The organism is Acidovorax sp. AC410 (assembly GCF_979253235.1).
In genome coordinates this window covers 6,294,785-6,314,765 of record NZ_CEEDCG010000001.1, presented here as the reverse complement: position 1 = coordinate 6,314,765, position 19,981 = coordinate 6,294,785, and the positions used below count along the sequence as shown (strand labels likewise).

Annotated in this window: 22 protein-coding genes; 9 read left to right on the top strand and 13 right to left on the bottom strand. The window is 64.7% G+C overall.

Annotated features, from left to right (window positions below):
* Window positions 1-48: 48 nt before the first annotated feature.
* Window positions 49-411: a hypothetical protein gene (locus AC0IZS_RS29340; protein ID WP_471638897.1), complete on the bottom strand. Its 363-nt coding sequence runs from the start codon at window positions 409-411 to the stop codon at window positions 49-51.
* Window positions 412-522: 111 nt separating this feature from the next.
* Window positions 523-1,218, bottom strand: coding sequence for a Bax inhibitor-1/YccA family protein (locus AC0IZS_RS29335; protein ID WP_471638896.1), 696 nt, complete (start codon window positions 1,216-1,218; stop codon window positions 523-525).
* A 258-nt stretch (window positions 1,219-1,476) separates the two neighbouring features.
* On the opposite strand from AC0IZS_RS29335, the gene AC0IZS_RS29330 reads away from it, so the two are divergent.
* Window positions 1,477-1,884: a GlcG/HbpS family heme-binding protein gene (locus AC0IZS_RS29330; protein WP_057203655.1), complete on the top strand. Its 408-nt coding sequence runs from the start codon at window positions 1,477-1,479 to the stop codon at window positions 1,882-1,884.
* A gap of 81 nt (window positions 1,885-1,965) precedes the next feature.
* Here the strand turns inward: AC0IZS_RS29330 and AC0IZS_RS29325 are convergent, their stop codons facing one another.
* The 10 genes from AC0IZS_RS29325 to AC0IZS_RS29280 all read right to left on the bottom strand — a co-directional run bounded on the left by AC0IZS_RS29325 (window position 1,966) and on the right by AC0IZS_RS29280 (window position 11,143).
* The gene (locus tag AC0IZS_RS29325; protein WP_471638895.1) at window positions 1,966-3,165 is read right to left on the bottom strand and encodes a fatty acid desaturase family protein; all 1,200 of its coding nucleotides are present in this window, start codon (window positions 3,163-3,165) and stop codon (window positions 1,966-1,968) included.
* Window positions 3,166-3,577: 412 nt separating this feature from the next.
* On the bottom strand, window positions 3,578-3,802 hold the full coding sequence (hemP, locus tag AC0IZS_RS29320) for a hemin uptake protein HemP (RefSeq protein ID WP_471638894.1): 225 nt from the start codon (window positions 3,800-3,802) through the stop codon (window positions 3,578-3,580).
* Between the two features lie 217 nt (window positions 3,803-4,019).
* Window positions 4,020-4,427 carry an ExbD/TolR family protein gene (locus AC0IZS_RS29315; RefSeq protein WP_471638893.1) on the bottom strand — a complete coding sequence of 136 codons (408 nt, stop codon included), beginning with the start codon at window positions 4,425-4,427 and terminating at the stop codon, window positions 4,020-4,022.
* 3 nt (window positions 4,428-4,430) lie between these two features.
* Complete coding sequence (locus tag AC0IZS_RS29310) at window positions 4,431-5,150, bottom strand: MotA/TolQ/ExbB proton channel family protein (protein ID WP_007856166.1); 720 nt, start codon at window positions 5,148-5,150, stop codon at window positions 4,431-4,433.
* A 15-nt stretch (window positions 5,151-5,165) separates the two neighbouring features.
* Window positions 5,166-5,858, bottom strand: coding sequence for an energy transducer TonB (locus tag AC0IZS_RS29305; RefSeq protein ID WP_471638892.1), 693 nt, complete (start codon window positions 5,856-5,858; stop codon window positions 5,166-5,168).
* Window positions 5,859-5,959: 101 nt separating this feature from the next.
* Entirely contained in the window at window positions 5,960-6,232 is a 273-nt protein-coding gene (locus tag AC0IZS_RS29300; protein ID WP_007856164.1) for a (2Fe-2S)-binding protein, read from the bottom strand.
* Window positions 6,233-6,353: 121 nt separating this feature from the next.
* Window positions 6,354-7,475: an alpha-hydroxy acid oxidase gene (locus AC0IZS_RS29295; RefSeq protein ID WP_471638891.1), complete on the bottom strand. Its 1,122-nt coding sequence runs from the start codon at window positions 7,473-7,475 to the stop codon at window positions 6,354-6,356.
* 30 nt (window positions 7,476-7,505) lie between these two features.
* The gene (locus tag AC0IZS_RS29290; protein ID WP_471638890.1) at window positions 7,506-8,198 is read right to left on the bottom strand and encodes a Fe2+-dependent dioxygenase; all 693 of its coding nucleotides are present in this window, start codon (window positions 8,196-8,198) and stop codon (window positions 7,506-7,508) included.
* Window positions 8,199-8,255: 57 nt separating this feature from the next.
* On the bottom strand, window positions 8,256-10,505 hold the full coding sequence (locus tag AC0IZS_RS29285) for a TonB-dependent receptor (RefSeq protein WP_471638889.1): 2,250 nt from the start codon (window positions 10,503-10,505) through the stop codon (window positions 8,256-8,258).
* A 305-nt stretch (window positions 10,506-10,810) separates the two neighbouring features.
* Window positions 10,811-11,143, bottom strand: a complete 333-nt coding sequence (locus AC0IZS_RS29280; protein ID WP_007856154.1) for an SWIB/MDM2 domain-containing protein — start codon at window positions 11,141-11,143, stop codon at window positions 10,811-10,813.
* 332 nt (window positions 11,144-11,475) lie between these two features.
* Here AC0IZS_RS29280 and rraA point away from each other — a divergent pair, with 332 nt between their 5' ends.
* On the top strand, window positions 11,476-11,988 hold the full coding sequence (gene rraA, locus AC0IZS_RS29275) for a ribonuclease E activity regulator RraA (protein WP_471638888.1): 513 nt from the start codon (window positions 11,476-11,478) through the stop codon (window positions 11,986-11,988).
* Here the strand turns inward: rraA and AC0IZS_RS29270 are convergent.
* A complete protein-coding gene (locus AC0IZS_RS29270) occupies window positions 11,977-12,933 on the bottom strand; it encodes a DMT family transporter (protein WP_471638887.1) in 957 nt (318 codons plus the stop codon). The two genes, rraA and AC0IZS_RS29270, sit on opposite strands and share 12 nt — an antisense overlap.
* 187 nt (window positions 12,934-13,120) lie before the next feature.
* On the opposite strand from AC0IZS_RS29270, the gene AC0IZS_RS29265 reads away from it, so the two are divergent.
* The 7 genes from AC0IZS_RS29265 (at window position 13,121) to rplT (ending at window position 19,958) form a co-directional block, all read left to right on the top strand.
* Window positions 13,121-14,098: a zinc-binding dehydrogenase gene (locus AC0IZS_RS29265; RefSeq protein ID WP_471638886.1), complete on the top strand. Its 978-nt coding sequence runs from the start codon at window positions 13,121-13,123 to the stop codon at window positions 14,096-14,098.
* A 32-nt stretch (window positions 14,099-14,130) separates the two neighbouring features.
* Window positions 14,131-14,553, top strand: a complete 423-nt coding sequence (locus AC0IZS_RS29260; RefSeq protein WP_428000268.1) for a gamma-glutamylcyclotransferase family protein — start codon at window positions 14,131-14,133, stop codon at window positions 14,551-14,553.
* A 331-nt stretch (window positions 14,554-14,884) separates the two neighbouring features.
* Window positions 14,885-16,204 carry an isocitrate lyase gene (aceA, locus tag AC0IZS_RS29255; protein WP_471638885.1) on the top strand — a complete coding sequence of 440 codons (1,320 nt, stop codon included), beginning with the start codon at window positions 14,885-14,887 and terminating at the stop codon, window positions 16,202-16,204.
* A 373-nt stretch (window positions 16,205-16,577) separates the two neighbouring features.
* On the top strand, window positions 16,578-18,497 hold the full coding sequence (gene thrS, locus AC0IZS_RS29250) for a threonine--tRNA ligase (RefSeq protein ID WP_471638884.1): 1,920 nt from the start codon (window positions 16,578-16,580) through the stop codon (window positions 18,495-18,497).
* Between the two features lie 80 nt (window positions 18,498-18,577).
* Window positions 18,578-19,186, top strand: a complete 609-nt coding sequence (infC, locus tag AC0IZS_RS29245; RefSeq protein WP_471639598.1) for a translation initiation factor IF-3 — start codon at window positions 18,578-18,580, stop codon at window positions 19,184-19,186.
* A gap of 184 nt (window positions 19,187-19,370) precedes the next feature.
* The gene (gene rpmI, locus AC0IZS_RS29240; protein ID WP_007857467.1) at window positions 19,371-19,574 is read left to right on the top strand and encodes a 50S ribosomal protein L35; all 204 of its coding nucleotides are present in this window, start codon (window positions 19,371-19,373) and stop codon (window positions 19,572-19,574) included.
* 24 nt (window positions 19,575-19,598) lie between these two features.
* Entirely contained in the window at window positions 19,599-19,958 is a 360-nt protein-coding gene (gene rplT, locus AC0IZS_RS29235) for a 50S ribosomal protein L20 (RefSeq protein ID WP_005795139.1), read from the top strand.
* Window positions 19,959-19,981 lie beyond the last annotated feature (23 nt).

Genomic DNA, 19,981 nt, shown 5'->3' with positions numbered 1-19,981 from the left:
CCGCCACGAAGCGCAAAGGGGCCCGAGGGCCCCTTTGTCTTGGTGGGTTCAATTCTCGGCGGGTGCGGATGCCCTTGGCGCTGCACGCCGGGGCGGCGGCTCGGCGGGCTTGACGACCACCGCGGGCGTGCCCTCGATCTTGTTGTCGCGCATGTACTGGTCCATGTCTTTCCACCCGTCGAAGACGGCCGCCTTGGGGGCCTTGGGGTTGAGGGTGTAGCAGTCCTCCACCCCGCGCAGCGCGTGGCGGCAGGCGCCGCCGATGGCCCTGGCCTCGGTGTCCTTCTGCTGCGCCTCGTTCAGCCCCAGTGTGGCGGTGAGCTGGTCGCACCCGCTCAGTGCCAGCAGGACAGCGGACACAGCCAGAAGGCGCAGGACAGGCTGGGGGGCGAAGAAGTCGATATGGCGCATGTACTTCCATTATCGGCAGCAGCCCGCCCGGATTGAGGGTTGGCCGTTGCGCAGGCTCAAGAAAAAGGCTCCCGAAGGAGCCTTTTGGGGGAAGCAGGGCCAAAAAGGAACTCAGTCCTTTTCGCCGCCCATGATGCCCAACAGGGCCAGCAGGCTCTGGAACACGTTGAAGATGTCCAGGTACAGGGCCAGGGTGGCGCTGATGTAGTTGGTCTCGCCGCCGTCCAGGATCTGCTTGAGGTCATACAGCATGTAGGCGCTGAAGATGCCGATGGCTGCCACCGAGATGGCCATCATGCCAGCCGTGGAGCCCACGAAGTAGTTGATGATGCCGCCCACCATGAGCACCAGCGCGCCCACCATGAGCCACTTGCCCATGCCCGAAAGGTCGCGCTTGATCACGCTGGCCAGGGTGGCCATCACGAGAAACACGCCTGCCGTGCCGGCAAATGCGGTCATCACCAGGTCGGTGCCGTTCTTGAAGCCCAGCACCATGCCGATCATGCGCGAGAGCATGAGGCCCATGAAGAAGGTGAAGGCCAGCAGCACCGGCACGCCAGCAGCCGAACGCTTGGTCTTTTCGATCGCGTACATGAAGGCGAATGCGCCGCCCAGGAACACGATCAGGCCCACGCCGCCGCGCAGCGACTGCGTGATGCCCGTGGCGACGCCGATCCAGGCGCCCAGCACGGTGGGGATCATGCTCAGTGCGAGCAGCCAGTACGTATTGCGCAGCACCTTGTGGCGCTCTTCCTGCGAAATGCCATAGCCCGCCGAATGGTTCAGGGTGGTGACTTGGTCATTCATCTGTATCTCTCCTAGTTGCCTGCACGGTACAGGCTTGGACAAATTCTAGGTGGAGGCGTTCCCCCCAAAGGCAATACCCGCACCGGCCAACGGGCTTGCCATGGGATGCGCTGGTGGCGGGGCTGGAGGGATTGCGCTGTCCGTGGTCACTATTCTTTCGCCCCAGGCACAGTTGGTGGCCCCGCCGGGAGCCGCTATGCTTGCCGGTTTCCATCCCTGGAGGTGCTCTGGCGCCTCCTCCAACCTCGCACCGCATCCATGAAAACCAAGCACGAACTCGAACTGGCCGACGTCAAGGCCATTGCCGCAGCCGCCGAAGCCGAAGCCCTGAAGAACAATTGGGCCGTGACCATCGCCATCGTCGACGATGGCGGCCACCTGCTGTGGCTGCAGCGCCTGGACGGCGCGGCCGCCGTGTCCTCGCACATCGCTCCGTCCAAGGCCCGCACGGCCGCCCTGGGCCGCCGCGACAGCAAGGTGTACGAGGACATCGTGAACGGCGGGCGCACCGCCTTCCTGAGCGCGCCCACCATCGACGGCCTGCTCGAAGGCGGCGTGGCCATCCTCAAGGATGGCCAGTGCCTGGGCGCCGTGGGCGTGAGCGGCGTGAAGTCGACCGAAGATGCGCAGGTCGCCCGCGCCGGCATCGCCGCCATCGGCCTGTGAGCCACGACATGCCTTTTGGCATGCACCACCCATGAAAAAAACCGGCCTTGGCCGGTTTTTTCGTTTTGGGGACATCAGAGATCAGGCGGTGGCGTCCGCCATCGGGTGGGGCAGGGCGTTGCTGCTGGGCGCTGCAGAGGGGCTGGGCACGGGGGCCTGGCTGGCCGCTGCAGGCCGGCGCACGGGGTTGCGCAATGCGACCAGCCCCTTTTGCTCCAGGTCGATGCGCGGTGCGCTGGGCTGGCCCTTGAAGTCGAGCCACTGGTGGTTCTCGTAGTCGTAGAGCTTGCAGGTGCGCATGGTGCGCAGCAGGGTACGCACCGAGGCCTTCTCGATCACCAGCTTGTGCCCCACCAGCTCGTTCATGCGCTTTTGCGCGGCCAGCAGGTGGTAGGACGGGATGCCGGCGTGGGCGTGGTGCGCGGCGTGGTTGTAGACGTTGTTGACCACCTTGGAGATCCAGTCGGGCAGCACCCAGACCACCGAGCAGACCTCGGGGCTGTGGCGGTTGCTGCGCAGGTCGTCGCTCTTGAACCAGGGGATGTTGGGGTGGGTGTGCATGATGTACAGCGAGGTGCTGCTCAGGAACATCAGCGTGAACAGCGGCAGCACCCAGCCCAGCAGCACGGCCTGCAGGGCCGTGACGGGGGCGAAGGCGGGCGAGCACAGCAGCAAGGCCACGTAGCTGCCGTGGTAGGCCAGCAGCAGGGCAGAGTACTTGCGCGACTCGGGCACCTGGTCCTTGGGCGTGCGCACGTTGGGGTACACGCGGGTCGGGAACCAGTGGATCGCGAAGTACAGCCACAGGCCGATGCCCAGGGGCGCGCGGTAGATGTGCTCCAGCACCTTCCTGTGCCAGGGCAGCGCGTCGTAGCCGGCCTTGGAGTAGGGCGTGTAGTAGTCGAAGTGGTCGCCGTTGGTGTAGGGGTGGTGTACCTTGTTGTGGTCGTGCGACCACATGCGGTAGTTGTGCGTGGCAGGCACGCCGGCCACCAGGGCCAGCACCCAGTTCAGGCGCCTGGAGCGCGCCAGCGTGCCGTGGGCGGCGTCGTGCGCCAGGGTGTAGAACGATGACAGGCGCACGCCCGCCATCAGCGCGGCCACGAGCTTGAGCCACATCGGCTCGGCCAACAGCACTGTGGCGATGAAGCCCCAATACAGCACATGGTCGCGCAGCACCAGGGTCACGCCCTTGCGGTCACTGGGATTGGCGAAGGCCGAGAGCTCCTGGAGCAACTGGGCTTTGGAAATCTCGGGCCGGGCGGCGGTGGGCTGGGTCATGGGCTGTGGAAGGTAGGCGGATGGCCCCTTTTGCGCTACGCCGATGGCGTGTGGCTGGCCCCCAGATTGGGTCTGGATGGCGATGCCCGCAAAGGGGAGAAACGTCAAGAAGTGTTTCACACACCTATCCCGACCCTGCGTGGGAACAGCGGGGTGATATCCGTCCATTTCCGGCGTTTGCCTGCAAGGTGGCGCGCAGGGTCTGGCGTGCACCAATGAAAACGGCCCCGAGGGGCCGTTGAAAGGTCGGTGGCGTGCCGCAGTGGCTGCTGGCGCACCCCGAAAAGGCTGCCGTGGAAAAAAGGCCTGGCTACGCGGGACAATCTGGCCCGTTGGCTGGCAAAAACGACCCTTGCGGACTGGAAGCCCGGGAGTCGCCCCACGATGAAACCGGTTGAAGAAAAAATGCCCCCTATTTGGTCAGGATCAGCTTGCCAAGCTTGGTGGCCTGCAGGCGGTACACCGAGCCGTTGTGGCTGATGGCCACGGCCTTCTGGCCCTGCAGCAGATCGTTGCTGTCCACGGCGGCGGTTGCGTTCCCTGCGGCGGCGCTGCGCAATGCGCCGGCGTGCTGCGGCTGCAGTGGGTCTGCAGAGGCGGGGCGCAGGAGCGTGGCGGCAGTGAGGGTGGCTTGCATGGAAGGGTTCCTGGTACGTTGAATCGTGTACGGTGTGCTAATGATAGTGATTCGCAATTACTGGTCAAGTGATTTCGCACATTGAAGGGTATGAATCTCGGTTGCGGCCCGGATTGGGTGAAACCATTGCGGCTTGTGCGCTACAGGCCCCAAGCAAAACAGGCCCGAAGGCCTGTTGTTGCGGGGCAGCGGACCGCGCCTTGCGGCGCAGGGCGCATCACTGCGGATCGGTCACGAAGCCGATCTTGCGCACGCCGGCGCGCTGGGCGCTGGCCATGGCCTGGGCCACGCGTTCGTAGCGCACTTCCTTGTCGCCGCGGATGTGCAGGTCCGGCTGGGGCTGCTTGGCCGCTTCGGCCTGCAGGCGCGGGAAGAGTTCCTCGTCCGACACCTGGGACTCGTTCCAGTAGTACTTGCCGTCGGCCGCCACGGACAGGCGCACGGTCTCGGGCTTGATGTCCTCGGGCTGGTTGGTGGCGCGCGGCAGGTCCACGTTCACCGAGTGCTTCATGACGGGCACGGTGATGATGAAGATGATGAGCAGCACCAGCATGACGTCCACCAGCGGCGTCATGTTGATCTCGTTCATCACGTCATCGGCTTCGTCTTGCGTTCCGAAGGCCATGGCTTAGCTGCCTTTCTTGAGCGGCAGCACCTTGGCCTGTTCGCCGCCGGCAGACACGCGGGCACCGGTGACGAAATAGGCGTGCAGGTCGTGGGCAAAGCTGTTGAGGCCGCCCAGGATGGACTTGTTGCCGCGCACCAGGGCGTTGTAGCCGAGCACGGCGGGGATGGCCACGGCCAGGCCCAGGGCGGTCATGATCAGCGCTTCGCCGATGGGGCCGGCCACCTTGTCGATGGTCGATTGGCCCGAGGTGCCGATGGCCAGCAGGGCATGGTAGATGCCCCAGACGGTGCCGAACAGGCCGATGAAGGGGGCGGTGGAGCCGACCGAGGCCAGGATGGCCAGGCCCGACTGCAGGCGCGAGGTGAATTCGTCGATGCAGTTGCGCAGGCAGCGCGTGACCCAGTCGCTCACGTCCAGGCTGTCGTGCAGGTGGGCCTTGGTGTTGCGGTGGTGGGCCGTGGCTTCGCGGCCTTCCAGGGCCAGGTGGCGGAAGGGGTTGGTGTTGTCGCTGCCCAGCTTGGACAGGCCGGCGGCAAAGTCCTCACTGTGCCAGAAGTCCTGGGCGGCACGGGTGTGCTTCTTGAACTTCACGATGTCCAGGGCCTTGATGATGATGACGATCCACGAGGCCAGGGACATGGCCAGCAGGATGACGGCCACTGCGCGGGTGACAAAGTCACCCTGGATCCATACGTTGGCGATGCCGAATTGCGATTCCATGAGAACTCCTGATGATTATTCGAGAACAAAATTGACGGGTACCAGGTTCCACATGGTCTCTGGCACGCCATTGCGCTTGCCGGGCGTGAAACGCCAGCGCATGACGGCTTCCTGGGCCTGGCGGTCCAGGCGTTCGAAGCCGCTGGACTTGTTGATTTCCACCTTCTGCGGCGAGCCGTCGGTGCCGATGAGCACGCGCAGGACCACCTTGCCCTGCTCGCCCATGCGCTTGCTGATGGCGGGGTAGCTCGGCTTGGGGTTGTTCAGGTAGGCGGCGTCGCTCGAGGGCAGCTCGATCTTGGGCGGGGCCGGAGGCGCGGGCGGGGCCGGTGGCGGTGCTTCCACGGCCACGGGGGCGGCGATGGGCGGCGCGGGGGGCTGCGGCGTGGTCACACCCGTGGGGGCATTGGGTGCCGGTGTCGGGTCGGCAATGGCCACGGGCATGGGGGCCGGGCGCGGCGCCTTCACCTGGGGCGCCGGCCGCGGTGGCGGTGGTGCCGGTGGCTTGGGTGGTGGCTCGATCTTGGGGGCGGGGGGCGCGATGAACTCGCTGAGCAGTTCTGCCGGCACGATGATTTCCGCCGCGCGACGCAGCAGGCCCGACTGCAGCGCCCAGATCCCCGCCACATGCAGCAGCACGACGGAGCCTACGATCACGGTATTGCGACTGACGCCCGAGGGAGGGGCAAAACGATCAGGGTGAGACATAAGTGTGATGGCAGCTGCCGCCGCTTGCACGGCAAGCGGCGCAGGCCCGTGAGACCTTGATTATTTGCGGAAGATCCACCAGGCCGAGCCTGCGACGAGGATCAGGCTGCCGGCGAGTGTAGAGAGGAGTTCCATGCCTTGCTTTCCATGATGGAGCTGGCAAGCTGGATCGTCTGGGGCGCTGCCTCGTTGTGCAGGGCGGCGACCGGACTCGATGCACTGCACTGGGCCACCACGTCGCGGGCGCAGCTTTCGCAGCATCCGCATTGGGTGGCGACGCCCAGTTCGAACTGGATTTCATCAAAGCTCATGCCTGCACGGGCGTGGCGGGCGATCTCGCGGTCAGAAATCCGGCGGCAAACACAGACGATCATGGCGGCAGGCAGTGGTGGCTGGCTGGTAGAAGATGGGTGATTATAAATGCGAATTTTTCGCATTTGCAACAAACCATTCCTGGCGAGAGGGGAAAACCCGATTGCCGGCCTTGAACGCGTTCTAGAGATCCGCTCCCAGCAAGGCGGGCGAGGCATCTGCCAGCGTGGCGCAGCCGGTGAGCGCCATGGCGATTTCCAGCTCGTCGCGCAGCAGGCGCAGCACGTGCGCCACCCCGGCAGCACCCGCATTGGCCAGGCCCCAGACCACGGGGCGGCCCACCAGCACGGCCGATGCCCCGAGCGCCATGGCCTTGAGCACGTCGGTGCCGCGGCGGATGCCGCCGTCCACCAGCACGGGCAGGCTGCCCTCCACCGCCTGCACGATGCGCGGCAGCGCGCTGGCCGTGGCGGGCGCGGTGTCGAGGGTGCGGCCGCCATGGTTGGACACCACCAGGCCGGCCACCTGCAGGCCCGCGGCCTGGCGGGCGTCGGCCGGGTGCAGCACCCCCTTGAGCAGCACCGGCAGCCGGGTGATCGATTGCAGCCAGACCACATCGTCCCAGGTGGGGGCCTGGTGCAGCAGGGCATCGAACAGCGCGCTCTGGCCGGGCTGCAGCGCCACGGCCGGTGCCGGCGGCATCTGGGCCAGGTTCACGGCGCCGATGCCGGGCGGCAGGCGAAAGCCCGCCCGGCGCTCGCGGTCGCGTGTGCCGCTGGACGGCGCATCCACGGTGAGCACCAGGGCTTCGTAGCCGGCGGCTTCGGCACGTTCCACCAGGGCGCGGGTGAAGCCCCGGTCGTGCTGCAGGTACAGCTGGAACCACAGGGGCCCGCGCCCGGCATCGTTGAGCACGGCCTGGGCAATGGTCTCCAGCGGCAGCGTGGCCTGGGTGCTCAGCACCAGCCCGGCGCCCATCGCGGCAGCCGCGTAGGCGGTGGCCAGCTCGCCGTCTGCGTGGGCCATGCGCTGGAAGGCCACAGGTGCCAGCAGCACCGGGTGGGCCAGCGTGCGGCCGAGCAGTTCAATGCGCGTGTGGCCACCTGCCAGGGGGCGCAGCACGCGCGGCCATAGGGGCAGGGCGTCCCAGGCGCTGCGGTTCGCGCGCAGGGTGATTTCGTCGGCTGCGCCACCGGCAAAGTAGGCCCAGGCGTTGTCGTCCAGGCGCTGCCTGGCGTGCTGCTCGTGATCCGCCAGGCTGGCGATGCCCGGGGGAAGCGGTTGGCGTGTGGGAACGTCGGTCATGCAATGCCAATAGGAGCTGGCGTCAGGCCATCACACATCGGCCCACATGCGCAGCAGGTTGTGGTAGGTGCCCGACAGCGTGATCACCGATGGGTCTTTTTCGCCCGCGCTCTGTCTGAGCCGCAGCAGTGCCATGTCCATGTCGAACAGCAATTGCCGCTGCTCCAGGCTGCGCACCATGCTCTCCACCCAGAAGAAACTGCTGATGCGATGGCCGCGGGTAACGGGCAGCACCTGGTGCACGGTACTGCCGGGGTACATGACCATGTCGCCAGCCGGCAGCTTGATGCGCTTTTCACCCCAGGCCTCGGTGGCCACGAGTTCGCCGCCTTCGTACTCGTTCGGCGGGGTCAGGAACAGCGTACACGACAGGTCGCTGCGCATCCAGGCGTTGTCGGCCCGGGAGAGCATGACGGCACTGTCCACGTGGTCGCCATAGAAGTTGGCGCCGTCGCCGTAGTGGTTGAACAGCGGGTTGTAGATGCGCCGAGGCAGGGCGGCTGAAAAGAACAACGCGTTGCGGGCGAGCGCCGCCTTGACCAGGCCCTGCAGCTGGCCCGAGAGCTCGCTGCCCTGGGACAGCTGCAGATTGTTCTTCTGGTGTGCGGCCTGGCCGCCCGCGCTGCGGGCTCCGTCCACCCACGGGGTGTCGGGTGCCCAGAGCTTTTGCCGAAAGAGTGCGATTTCTTCGGCCGTCAGTACATTCTTGATGTGCAGGAACATGGGGCCTGATTGTGACTGCGCCCCCGGTGAAGGGGGCGCAGTCATCTCGTCACGGCATCAGAAGCGCGTCTTCAGCGTCATCTGCACGGAGCGTGGCACGCCCGGCGTGTAGAAGCCCCGGTACAGGCCGTCGGCATAGGTGCGGTCGAACAGGTTGTTCACGTTCAGCTTCAGCGAGGTCTTGTCGTCGAAGGCATATTCGACCATGGCATCCATCACCGCAAAGCCGCTGGCGTACACCGCGCGCGAACCTTCAGGGTTTTGCTTGCTGCGGTAGGTCAGGCCTGCACCCAGGCGCACCTTGGAGGTGACCGCATAGGTCGTCCACACGCTGCCGCTGTGCTTGGGTGTCAGGCCGGGGCGGTCGCCCTGCACCTGTGCGCCGCCGCCGTTGGCTGGCAGCGCCACGTTGCTGTCGTCGATCTTGGCCGAAGGAATCCAGGTGTGGTTGGCAAACAGCTCCCACTGGGGCGTCAGGCGGCCTGCCAGATTGAACTCCATGCCGGTGGCGTGGCGCTTGCCGGACAGCAGCTCTTGCTGGGCTGCGGTGTCAGGGTCGGTGTTGCGCTCGTTGTACTTCTGGCTGTAGAACGCGGCCACACCCAGCAGCGCACGGCGCTCGAACAGCTCGAACTTGCTGCCGATCTCGAAGTTGCGACTCTTCTCGGGCGGGGTGTTGGCCGTGCGGGCGGTGGCGGTGCCGGGGTTGCCGAACTGGTAGGTGTCGCCCGAGGTGTTGTACGACGTGCCGAACGATGCGTAGTACGAGGCCCATTCGTTGGGCTGGAACACCAGGCCCACGCGGGGGCTGAGCAGGCTGTCGGAGCGGGAGTTGCTCAGCGCGCCGGTCGCGTTGTTGTAGGACGCCTTGAAGTGGTCATAGCGCAGGCCGGCCACCAGCTTGAGCGTGTCGTTGAGCGAAACCGTGTCCTGCAGGTACAGGCCCAGGTTGCGCGAGGTGAAGGTGTTCCACTGCACCGGTGCGCGGCCGTCGGCCACCCAGGCGCCATCGTTGGGTGAACCCACGGTGGTGTTCGGGCGTGTCGTGGTATTGGCGTAGTTCTGGTTGCGCCTGGCATCGTCGTCGTAGTAGTCCACGCCCGCCAGCACCGCATGCTTGCGGCCACCCCAGTTGAAGGTGTTGTTGTAGTCGCTTTGCACCTGCAGCACTTCGCTTTCGCCCAGGCGGCCCTTGGAGCCACGGGTCAGCGCGGTGTCGCCGTTGATCTGGTCCAGCGTGAGCGCGCCGTTCTGGAACCCGATGGTGCTGGCCAGCAGGTCGCGCTCGTACTTGCCGTAGCGCAGGCGCGTGTTCACCTCGCCGTTGTCGTCAAAGCGGTGGATGTGCCCCAGCGTGACGTACTGCGAAGAACTGTTGTTGTGGTCGCTGGCCAGGCCGTAGTAATTGCGCGCCTCCAGGGGCGTGTTGATCTTGCCGTCGACCAGGCGCCAGGGGTGGTTGTACAGCGGGCGGCCCTTGGATTCGAGGTAGTACAGCCCGATCGAGAACTCGTCGCGCGTACCGATGCCCCAGGCGAAAGTCGGCGCAATGCCGCGCTTGTCCTGCTTGGCGCCGTAGTTGTCGTACTCCTGCACCATGGCGTTCAGGCGCAAGGCCGCGTTTTCGCCGGTCTTGAAGTTGAAGTCGCCCGTGGCGCGGTGGTACTGGCCGGTGCCGAAGGTGTAGGCGGCTTCGTGCTGGTCGATCAGCAGCGGGTACTTGTTCACCTGGTTGACCACGCCACCGGTCGAGCCCTTGCCGAACAGCATGGAGGCCGATCCCTTGAGCACTTCGATGCGGTCGTTGTTGAACGTGTCACGCTCGATCAGCGGGGCGTCCTTCATGCCGTCCACATAGATGTCGCCGGCCTGCCCCAGCGAGAAGCCGCGCAGGCGCACGTCTTCCTCGCCGGTTTCACCGGACTGGAAGGTCACGCCCGCCGTGGTGCGCAGCACCTCGCGGAAGTCGTCCTGGTTGCGGTCGTTCATGAGCTTTTCGGTGAACACCGTCACGGACTGGGGAATGTCCTTGATGTCCTGGTTGCCCTTGCCGACCGTGGTCTTCTTGAGCAGCAGGGTGTCCTTGCCTTGCACTTCGGCGGCTTCCTTGATCGTCACCGTGCCCATGGTGGCTTCGGGCGTGGCGGTCTGGGCCCAGCTGCTCACCGAGGCGGCCAGCATGAGCGCGCCCAGGGGCAGCAGGCCCTTGTCGGAAGTGAAGGAGGAGGTGGTGGCTGCAGCGATGGGTGCAGCGGCGGCGGCGTGCACAGCAGGCTGAGCTGCACGGCGGATTTTTTTCTTGGCCAAGGTGGCTTCTCCAACGGAACAAAGGGGTCGCGAGGGGGCCCGCGGCAGGGGTGTTCAGAAGCAGTGGCTGGCAGGCGGCGTGCAGGGCAGGAGTTGCTGCAAAGGGTGCAGTGGCTGGCAACGGCAGATCGCGTGCGTGGCTGTGCTTCAGGGCGTCGGAATATTAATCTTATTGCGTATTATTTTTATTCAGCTCGTTGCTGTTTTGCAACGTTCTTGCATGGATTTCACAAAGAGGACGCAAAAAAGCCGGCGCGAGGCCGGCTTTTCAGAGAGTGCGGGAGGCGCTCTGTGCGCTTGCGTGTTTACTTGACGTGCTTGCCGATCAGGCCAGCCAGTTCAAACATCGACACCTGGGGCTTGCCAAAGAGCTCCTTGAGCTTGGCATCTGCATTGATGTTGCGCTTGTTCGCAGCATCCTGCAGGTTGTTGGCCTTGATGTAGACCCACAGCTTGCTGATGATCTCCGTGCGTGGCAGCGGTGCCGAGCCGACCACAGCCGCGAGAGCGGGGCTGGGGGTGAGGGCCTTCATGAACGCAGCGTTGGGCGTGCGCTTCTTGGCAGGAGCCGCCGCCTTGGTGGCGGGCGTCTTGGCTGCGGGTGCTGTTTTTGCCGGAGCCTTTTTTGCAGTTGCCATGTTGGATTTTCCTTGTTGGAAGTAGATTGTCTGACCAGTGAGAGCCTAGCCTCTCTGCTGGCAGGCCGATGCTACTGGGAAAAAAACGCGTTTCCAAGGGAGAAAACGCTTTTTTTGCCTCGATTTGTTGCTTGCTTGCCCTTGGGAAGGTAAAGCTCACCGTTTTGGTGCTTTCCCCAGGGGGAAAGTGGGCCCCGGCGGTTTATTCGGGCGCGCCCCGCGACGGGGCAGGTGTGCAGTCACACGCCGCGGCGTTGCATGACAATCAACGGCGACGGACTGCCGCGCAGTTCCCGCCTTCCCCTTTTTCCACCACGAAAGGCCTTTGCAACATGACAGCCCCATCCTCCCCGGCGTTCAGCACCTGCGATTTCTGCGACGTACACAAAGGCGACGACAGTGGCGCCTTCCGGGTGCTGCCCCCGGTATTCCAGGACCTGGGTGGCGTGCCGGCCTTCAGCGGGCCGGTGAGCACCGTCAAATGCTTCGAGGACAACACCCTGGTCAAGGCCGCGGTCGATTCACCCGGCAACGGCCGCGTGCTGGTGGTGGATGGTGGCGGCTCGTTGCGCAAGGCCCTGGTCGGGGGCAACCTGGCCGCCGCCGCCGCACGCAACGGCTGGGCCGGCGTGGTGGTGGATGGCTGCGTGCGCGACATCGCCGAGTTGCGCGCTGCGGCGGTCGGCATCCGCGCCCTGGCCCTGATGCCCCTGCCCACCGAGAAGCGCAACGAGGGCCAGCGCGACGTGGCGGTGCAGATCCAGGGCGTGTGGGTGCGCCCCGGAGACTGGCTCTACGCCGATGCCGATGGCATCGTGGTCAGCGCGACGGCGCTAACGGCGTGAGCCCTTGCCCACGCGCCAGGCCAGGCGCGAGGGCAGGGTGGCCAGCAGCACGCTGGCCAGCGCGATGCCAAAGGCCAGCAGTTGCAGGCCGCTGAGCGATTCGCCCAGCACCAGCACGCCCACCAGGGCGGCGCTCACGGGCAGCAGCACGGTGAACACGCCGCCCTGCGCTGCGGGCACCACGCGCAGGCCGGTCATCCACAGCCACACGGTCCAGATGCTGGCCGCCAGGGCATAGAACACCAGCAGCACCCAGGTGCCCCAGCCCACGGCCGCGAAGTCGAAATGCCACGCGGCGTACAGGCCCAGGGGCATGGACAGCGTGAAGCCCCACAGGTTGATGAGGGAGGTGATGCGCTTGGGGCCCAGCGCGCCCGTGAGCTTCTTGCCGATCACGGAGTACGCCGCCTCGCACACCACGGCGCCCAGCAGCAGCAGCTGGCCCAGCCAGGCCAGGTCGGCCTTGCCTGCGGGCGCATCGGCACCTGCCGGGCCTGCATGGCCGGCGCTGGGGCTTGCCAGGGCAAACAGGGCAATGCCCACCACGGCGCAACCCACGGCCACCCAGGTGCGCGGTGCCACCTTCTCGCGCAAAAAGGCCCAGCTCATCACCGCCACCGCCGCCGGCATGCTGGCCATGGTGACGCCCGCCGACACCGCATTCGTCAGGCTCACGCCATAGATCATGCAGGCGGTGAACAGGAAGTTGCCCAGGAAGGATTCGAGGAACAGCAGGCGCCGGGTCTGCGCCGTCATCGGCGGTTCGTCGGCCGGCTTCTTGAGCCAGTGCAGCATGGCCAGGCCGCCGATGCCAAAGCGCATCCACGCCAGCAGGAACACCGGCAGAACGGCGGCCAGCGGCTTGGACAGGGCGACATAGCTGCCCACCAGCGACATGCTGAGGGCCAGGCAAAGGTAGGCAAGGGTGCGGCTGGGGGCGGTCATCGAGAGCGGGAGTGTCTTGCGTGCCAGTGCCCCAGTGCCCTGGCAGAGGGCATTTGGATGGCAGGCGGGAATCGGGCGTGTCGGCACGGCGACCCCGCGATGATTGCACAGACGCTAAGCTCCCAGGCGCACCCGGCGCAGACCTCGCGCCGCTCTTTTCACCCTCCACTGTTCTGAGGAATCCCCCATGCGCAGCGTCGTTTTTGAATCCTTTGGCGAACCTTCCGCAGTGCTGACCCTGGCCGACCGGCCGCAGCCCCAGCCCGCCGCCGGCCAGGTGCGGGTGCGCATGGCGATGTCGCCCATCCACAACCATGACCTGGCCATCATCCGCGGCAAATACGGCTACAAGCCACCGCTGCCGGCGGTGCCGGGCACGGAAGCGGTGGGCGTGGTCGATGCGCTGGGCGAGGGCGTCACGCACCTGAAGGTGGGCCAGCGCGTGATGCTGGCCGGCGCCAGCGCCACCTGGGCCGAGTATTTTCTGGCCCAGGGCGCCAAGCTGATCCCGGTGCCCGATGCGCTGGCGGACGGCCTGGCCTGCCAGCTGATTGCGATGCCGCTGTCGGCCGCCATGCTGCTGGAAGACCTGCAGCTGCAGCCGGGCCAGTGGATGGTGCAGAACACCGCCAACGGCGCCGTGGGCAAGACCGTGGCCATGCTGGCCCAGGCGCGCGGCGTGAAGGTGGTGAACCTGGTGCGCAGGGATGCCGGGGTGGCCGAGCTCGACGCCCTGGGCATTGCCCATGGCGTATCGACCGAGCAGGCCGGCTGGCAGGAGCGCGTGCAGGCCATCACGGGTGGCGAGCCCATCGTGCGGGCCGTGGATTCCATCGGCGGCGATGCCGCCAACCAGATCATGGATGTGGTGGCAACGGGTGCCACGCTGGTGTCGTTTGGCGCCATGTCGGGCCAGCCCCTGGTGCTGAGCGCCAACAACCTGATCTTCAAGCAGGCCACGGTCAAGGGCTTCTGGGGTGCCAAGCGCTCCGAGGCCACGCCACCGGCCGAGATGGCGCGCCTGATCGGCGAGCTGATCCGCCTGGCCGCCAGCGGCGAACTGCGCCTGCCGGTGGAGGCCTCTTTCGACATTGCGGATGCGGCCAAGGCGTCGGCCGCCAGCGATGTGCCAGGGCGCGCCGGCAAGATCACGCTCACTGCCTGACAGGCAGCGCCCAAAAAATGGATCTGCACGCCATGCCCGATGCATCCCATCCGCCCGGCCCCTTGCGCTGTGTGTTCGTGTACGGAACCCTGCGCCAGGGCGGCACCAACGACATCACGCGCTTGCAGCCGGCGCCGCGCTTCGTCGGGATCTCGCGCACCGCGGGCACGCTGTACCACCTGGGGGCGTATCCCGGGCTGGTGCTGGGCGGCACCCTGGACGTGGTCGGCGAGGTCTATGCGATTGCGCCGGCGCTGGAGCGGCGCCTGGACGAGATCGAGGAAATCCACGGCAGGCCCGACGACGAGTACTTCAGGCGCGAGCGCACGCTGCAGGTGGATGGCCGGCCGGTCGACTGCCTGGTGTACGAGATCAACCCTGGCCGGGTGACCTCTGCCGCACGCATCGAGAGCGGCGACTGGATGCTCGAATTGTCACGTTCTGTAAGGAAATAGGGCGGCGGGCAAGGCGGAAACGGGAGGAGTTGCCTGCTGGGCCTGGAGGGCAAGGACGGTTTTCGAACTGGGGTCCTTCTAATTTCACATTGCAAAAATTGCTTTTGGCGATATGGAATGCAAGAATGTTGCGGTGCGGCAATTTCTCTCAATACGAGAAAATGGTTTTCACATTGAGGAATTTGAAGCATAAGGTGTTGTTTTAAAAGAGAAAAATTTATCTCTTATATAAGACATAAGAGCTTGTGCAACTCTTATAGAAGACTTAAAGTTCTCTCCATGGGCAGCAAACGCAGCCCGGTGTTTTCAACCAACCTCAGGAGTAGACCCCATGCCCCAATCCTTCAACGAACAACTGAGCCGCGAACAGCAGATTGCCGCCCTGGAAAAAGACTGGGCCACCAACCCCCGCTGGAAGGGCATCAAGCGCGGCTACTCCGCTGCCGACGTGGTGCGCCTGCGCGGCTCCTTCCAGGTCGAACACACGCTGGCCCGCCGCGGTGCCGAGAAGCTGTGGGACCTGGTGAACAACGAACCCTACGTGAACTGCCTGGGCGCGCTGACCGGTGGCCAGGCCATGCAGCAGGTGAAGGCCGGCATCAAGGCCATTTACCTGTCGGGCTGGCAAGTCGCTGCCGACAACAACGAATACTCGGCCATGTACCCCGACCAGTCGCTGTACCCAGTGGACTCGGTGCCAAAGGTCGTGGAGCGCATCAACAACTCCTTCACCCGCGCTGACGAGATCCAGTGGTCCAAGGGCATCAACCCAGGTGACAAGGCGTATATCGACTACCACGCGCCCATCGTGGCCGATGCCGAAGCCGGTTTCGGCGGCGTGCTCAACGCCTACGAACTGATGAAGGCCATGATCCGCGCTGGCGCCGGTGGTGTTCACTTCGAAGACCAGTTGGCCTCCGTGAAGAAGTGCGGCCACATGGGCGGCAAGGTGCTGGTGCCCACCACCGAAGCCTGCCAGAAGCTGATCGCCGCCCGCATGGCTGCCGACGTCTACGGTGTGCCCACCCTGGTGATCGCCCGTACCGATGCCGAAGCCGCCGACCTCTTGACCAGCGACTACGACGAGAACGACAAGCCCTTCCTGACCGGTGAACGCACCGCAGAAGGCTTCTACAAGACGAAGAAGGGCATGGACCAGGCCATCTCGCGCGCCGTGGCCTACGCCGAGTACGCCGACCTGGTGTGGTGCGAAACCGGCACGCCCGACCTGGAGTTCGCCCGCAAGTTCGCCGAAGCCGTGCATGCCAAGCACCCCGGCAAGATGCTTGCCTACAACTGCTCGCCTTCGTTCAACTGGAAGAAGAACCTGGACGACGCCACCATCGCCAAGTTCCAGCGCGAGCTGGGCGCCATGGGCTACAAGTACCAGTTCATCACGCTGGCTGGCATCCACTCCATGTGGTACAACATGTTCGATCTGGCCCAGGACTACGTGGCCCGCGGCATGTCGGCCTATGTCGAGAAGGTGCAGGAGCCCGAGTTCGCAGCCCGCGACCGCGGCTACAGCTTCGTGTCGCACCAGCAGGAAGTGGGCACGGGTTACTTCGACGAAGTGACCACCGTGATCCAGGGCGGCAAGTCCAGTGTGACCGCGCTGACCGGCTCGACCGAAGAAGAGCAGTTCCACTGATCTGAAGTCCCTCGCGAAGAGGGATGAGGAGACTGCAAGAGGCCACCCCACGGGGTGGCTTTTTGCTTTCAGGGTGTGGGGCGAATGTTGTCGGCACGCGACTGGCGGTGCGCCCTCTTGTGAACATGGTTAAAATGGTGGCATCAACTGTTTGATTTCCCACAAGGGCGAGAAAGGCAATCTGGTTATGACACCGCGAACTACAACGGAGTTCTCCACCGGCCACTAGTGGCTGGCCGTTCGCGCCTGCACGAGATTCATTCTCCCCAATCAAAAGCGCGGCCGGTTCCGCGCTTTTTTGTTTTTCGATTCCGCAGGGCGTGTGCCCCGTGATCGACCCCGATACCCACCATCCACGGACAAGAGACCCACCATGATCCATATCACGCTCCCCGACGGTTCGCAGCGAGAGTTCCCCGGCCCGGTCACGGTCGCCGAAGTAGCGGCATCGATCGGCGCTGGCCTGGCCAAGGCGGCCCTGGCCGGCAAGATCGGCGACAAGGTGGTGGACACCAGCTACCAGATCACGGCCGACAGCCCGCTGGCCATCGTGACGGCCAAGGACGCCGATGGCCTGGAGGTCATCCGCCACTCCACGGCCCACTTGCTGGCCTATGCCGTCAAGGACCTGTTCCCCGAAGCGCAGGTGACCATCGGCCCGGTGATCGAGAACGGCTTCTTCTACGACTTCGCGTACAAGCGCCCCTTCACGCCCGAAGACCTGGTGGCGATCGAAAAGCGCATGGCCGACCTGGCCGCCAAGGACGAGCCCGTGCAGCGCCGCGTGCTGCCGCGCGACGAGGCCGTGGCCTATTTCAAGGGCCTGGGCGAGAACTACAAGGCCGAGATCATCGCCAGCATCCCGAGCAACGAGGATGTGAGCCTGTACCGCGAAGGTGCGTTCGAAGACCTGTGCCGCGGCCCCCACGTGCCCAGCACCGGCAAGCTCAAGTTCTTCAAGCTCATGAAGGTGGCGGGTGCCTACTGGCGCGGCGACCACCGCAACGAGATGCTGCAGCGCATCTATGGCACGGCCTGGTCCACCAAGGACGAGTTGCAGCAGTACCTCACCATGCTGGAAGAGGCGGAAAAGCGCGACCACCGCAAGCTCGGCCGCGAACTCGACCTGTTCCACATGGATGAGCATTCGCCCGGCACCGTGTTCTGGCACCCCAAGGGCTGGGCCCTGTGGCAGGAGGTGGAGCAGTACATGCGCCGCGTGTACCGCACCAACGGCTACCAGGAGGTCAAGGGTCCGCAGATCCTGGACAAGCAGCTGTGGGAGAAGACTGGCCACTGGGACAAGTACCACGACAACATGTTCACCACTGAGTCGGAAAAGCGCGAGTACGCGCTCAAGCCGATGAACTGCCCCGGCCACATCCTGATCTACAAGCAGGGCATCAAGAGCTACCGCGACCTGCCGCTGCGCTACGGCGAGTTCGGTGCCTGCCACCGCAACGAGCCCACGGGCGGCCTGCACGGCATCATGCGCGTGCGCGGCTTCACGCAGGACGACGGCCACATCTTCTGCACCGAAGAGCAGGTGCTGGAGGAGTGCGCCAACTACACGGCGCTGGTGCAGAAGGTCTACAAGGACTTCGGCTTCACCAACATCATCTACAAGGTGGCCACGCGCCCCGAGGCGCGCATCGGCACCGATGAATCGTGGGACCGCGCCGAAAAGGCGCTGATGGACGGCCTGCGCCATTCGGGCTGCGAGTTCGAGATCGCCGAAGGCGAGGGCGCCTTCTACGGCCCCAAGATCGAGTACACGCTCAAGGACGCGCTGGGCCGCCAGTGGCAGTGCGGGACGATGCAGATCGACCCGAACCTGCCCGAGCGCCTGGACGCCGAGTACGTGGCCGAGGACGGCAGCCGCAAGCGCCCGCTGATGCTGCACCGCGCCACGGTGGGCAGCATGGAGCGCTTCATCGGCATGCTGATCGAGCACTATGCCGGCGCCTTCCCCGTCTGGCTGGCCCCGGTGCAGGTTGCGGTGCTCAATATCACCGACGCGCAGGCCGATTACTGTCGCGAAATTGTTGAACGGCTGCAAAAAGCACTGCCGAATCAAGACCTTAGGTTGGCCCTGGATCTGCGCAACGAGAAGATTACGTATAAAATACGCGAGCATTCGTTGCAAAAGCTGCCGTACATCCTCGTCGCGGGCGACAAGGAGAAGGCCGCAGGCGCCGTTGCAGTACGCGGCCGGGGCAATCGTGACCTCGGAGTGATGTCCATAGAAGCGTTCGCTGAGCTGATCGCCAATGACATCGCCACCAAAGCCTGAGTTTGATTCAAAACGCGCTTTGTCGCTTGCCAACTGTACGGTTGTAGCTACATTTTTTGTAGTATTTTGATTGAAGGAAGATAGCCATCGCTACTGAATTTCGTGATCGTCGCCACCGTGAAGAGCGCAAGCACCGCCTGAACCGTGAAATCATGGCCCCGGAAGTCCGTCTCTCCGGGCCCGAGAATGAGCCTTTGGGCGTGGTCAGCCTCATGGAAGCCCTGCGCATGGCAGGTGAGCTGGACGTGGATCTGGTGGAAATCGCTGCCACAGCGAACCCGCCGGTGTGCCGCCTGATGGACTACGGCAAGTTCAAGTACCAGGAGCAAAAGCGCGCTGCCGAGGCGAAGGCCAAGCAGACGGTGATCGAGATCAAGGAAGTCAAATTCCGTCCGGGTACGGACGATGGTGACTACAACATCAAGATGCGCAACATCCGCCGCTTCCTGGCCGATGGTGACAAGTGCAAGATCACGCTGCGTTTTCGCGGCCGTGAAATCACCCACCAGGAGCTGGGTCTGGCGTTGCTCAACCGCATTCGCGACGAGCTGGCCGACACCATCATCATCGAGCAGTTTCCCAAGCTGGAAGGCCGCCAGATGATCATGATGATTGCGCCGGGCAAGAAGAAGCCCGCTGCAGCCAAGTCGGCCGCGACAGAGGGCACGCCTTCGGGCAGTGCCGCCTGAGGCGGACCGCAGCAGAGAGACAGGATTTGCCGGGCAACCCCTGCAAGGGGGATGCCCGGCGATAGGCAGCGCGAAAGCGCTGCCGCACAGCCGGTGAAAGCCGGCTGAAAAAGTGGCTCGGGGCCAACAAGTTTGCAAATCGTTTTGCAAACGCCTCACGAGCACAAAGAAAAGGAGCATTCACATGCCCAAAATGAAGACCAAGAGCAGCGCGAAAAAACGTTTCCGCGTTCGTCCCGGTGGCACCGTCAAGCGCGGTCAAGCCTTCAAGCGTCACATCTTGACCAAGAAGACCACCAAGAACAAGCGCCACCTGCGTGGTGCAGTGAATGTGCATGAGACCAACATGGGCTCTATTGCACAAATGCTGCCCGGTGCTGGCCTTTAATAACGACGAACAAGGAGTACTCACATGCCTCGCGTCAAACGTGGTGTAACGGCCCGTGCCCGTCACAAGAAAGTTCTCGCCCTTGCAAAGGGCTTCCGTGGTCGCCGCGGTAACGTCTTCCGTATCGCCAAACAGGCGGTAATGAAGGCTGGGCAATATGCCTACCGTGACCGCCGCACCAAGAAGCGCGTGTTCCGCCAACTGTGGATCGCCCGTATCAACGCCGCTGCCCGTGAACTGGGCCTGACCTACAGCCAGTTCGCCAACGGCCTGAAGAAGGCATCCATCGAGATCGACCGCAAGATGCTGGCCGACCTCGCAGTGCACGACAAGGCTGCCTTTGGCAGCATCGTGGAGCAAGTCAAGGCCAAGCTGGCTGCTTGAGTTCACGACAGGCGGTCGTCTCT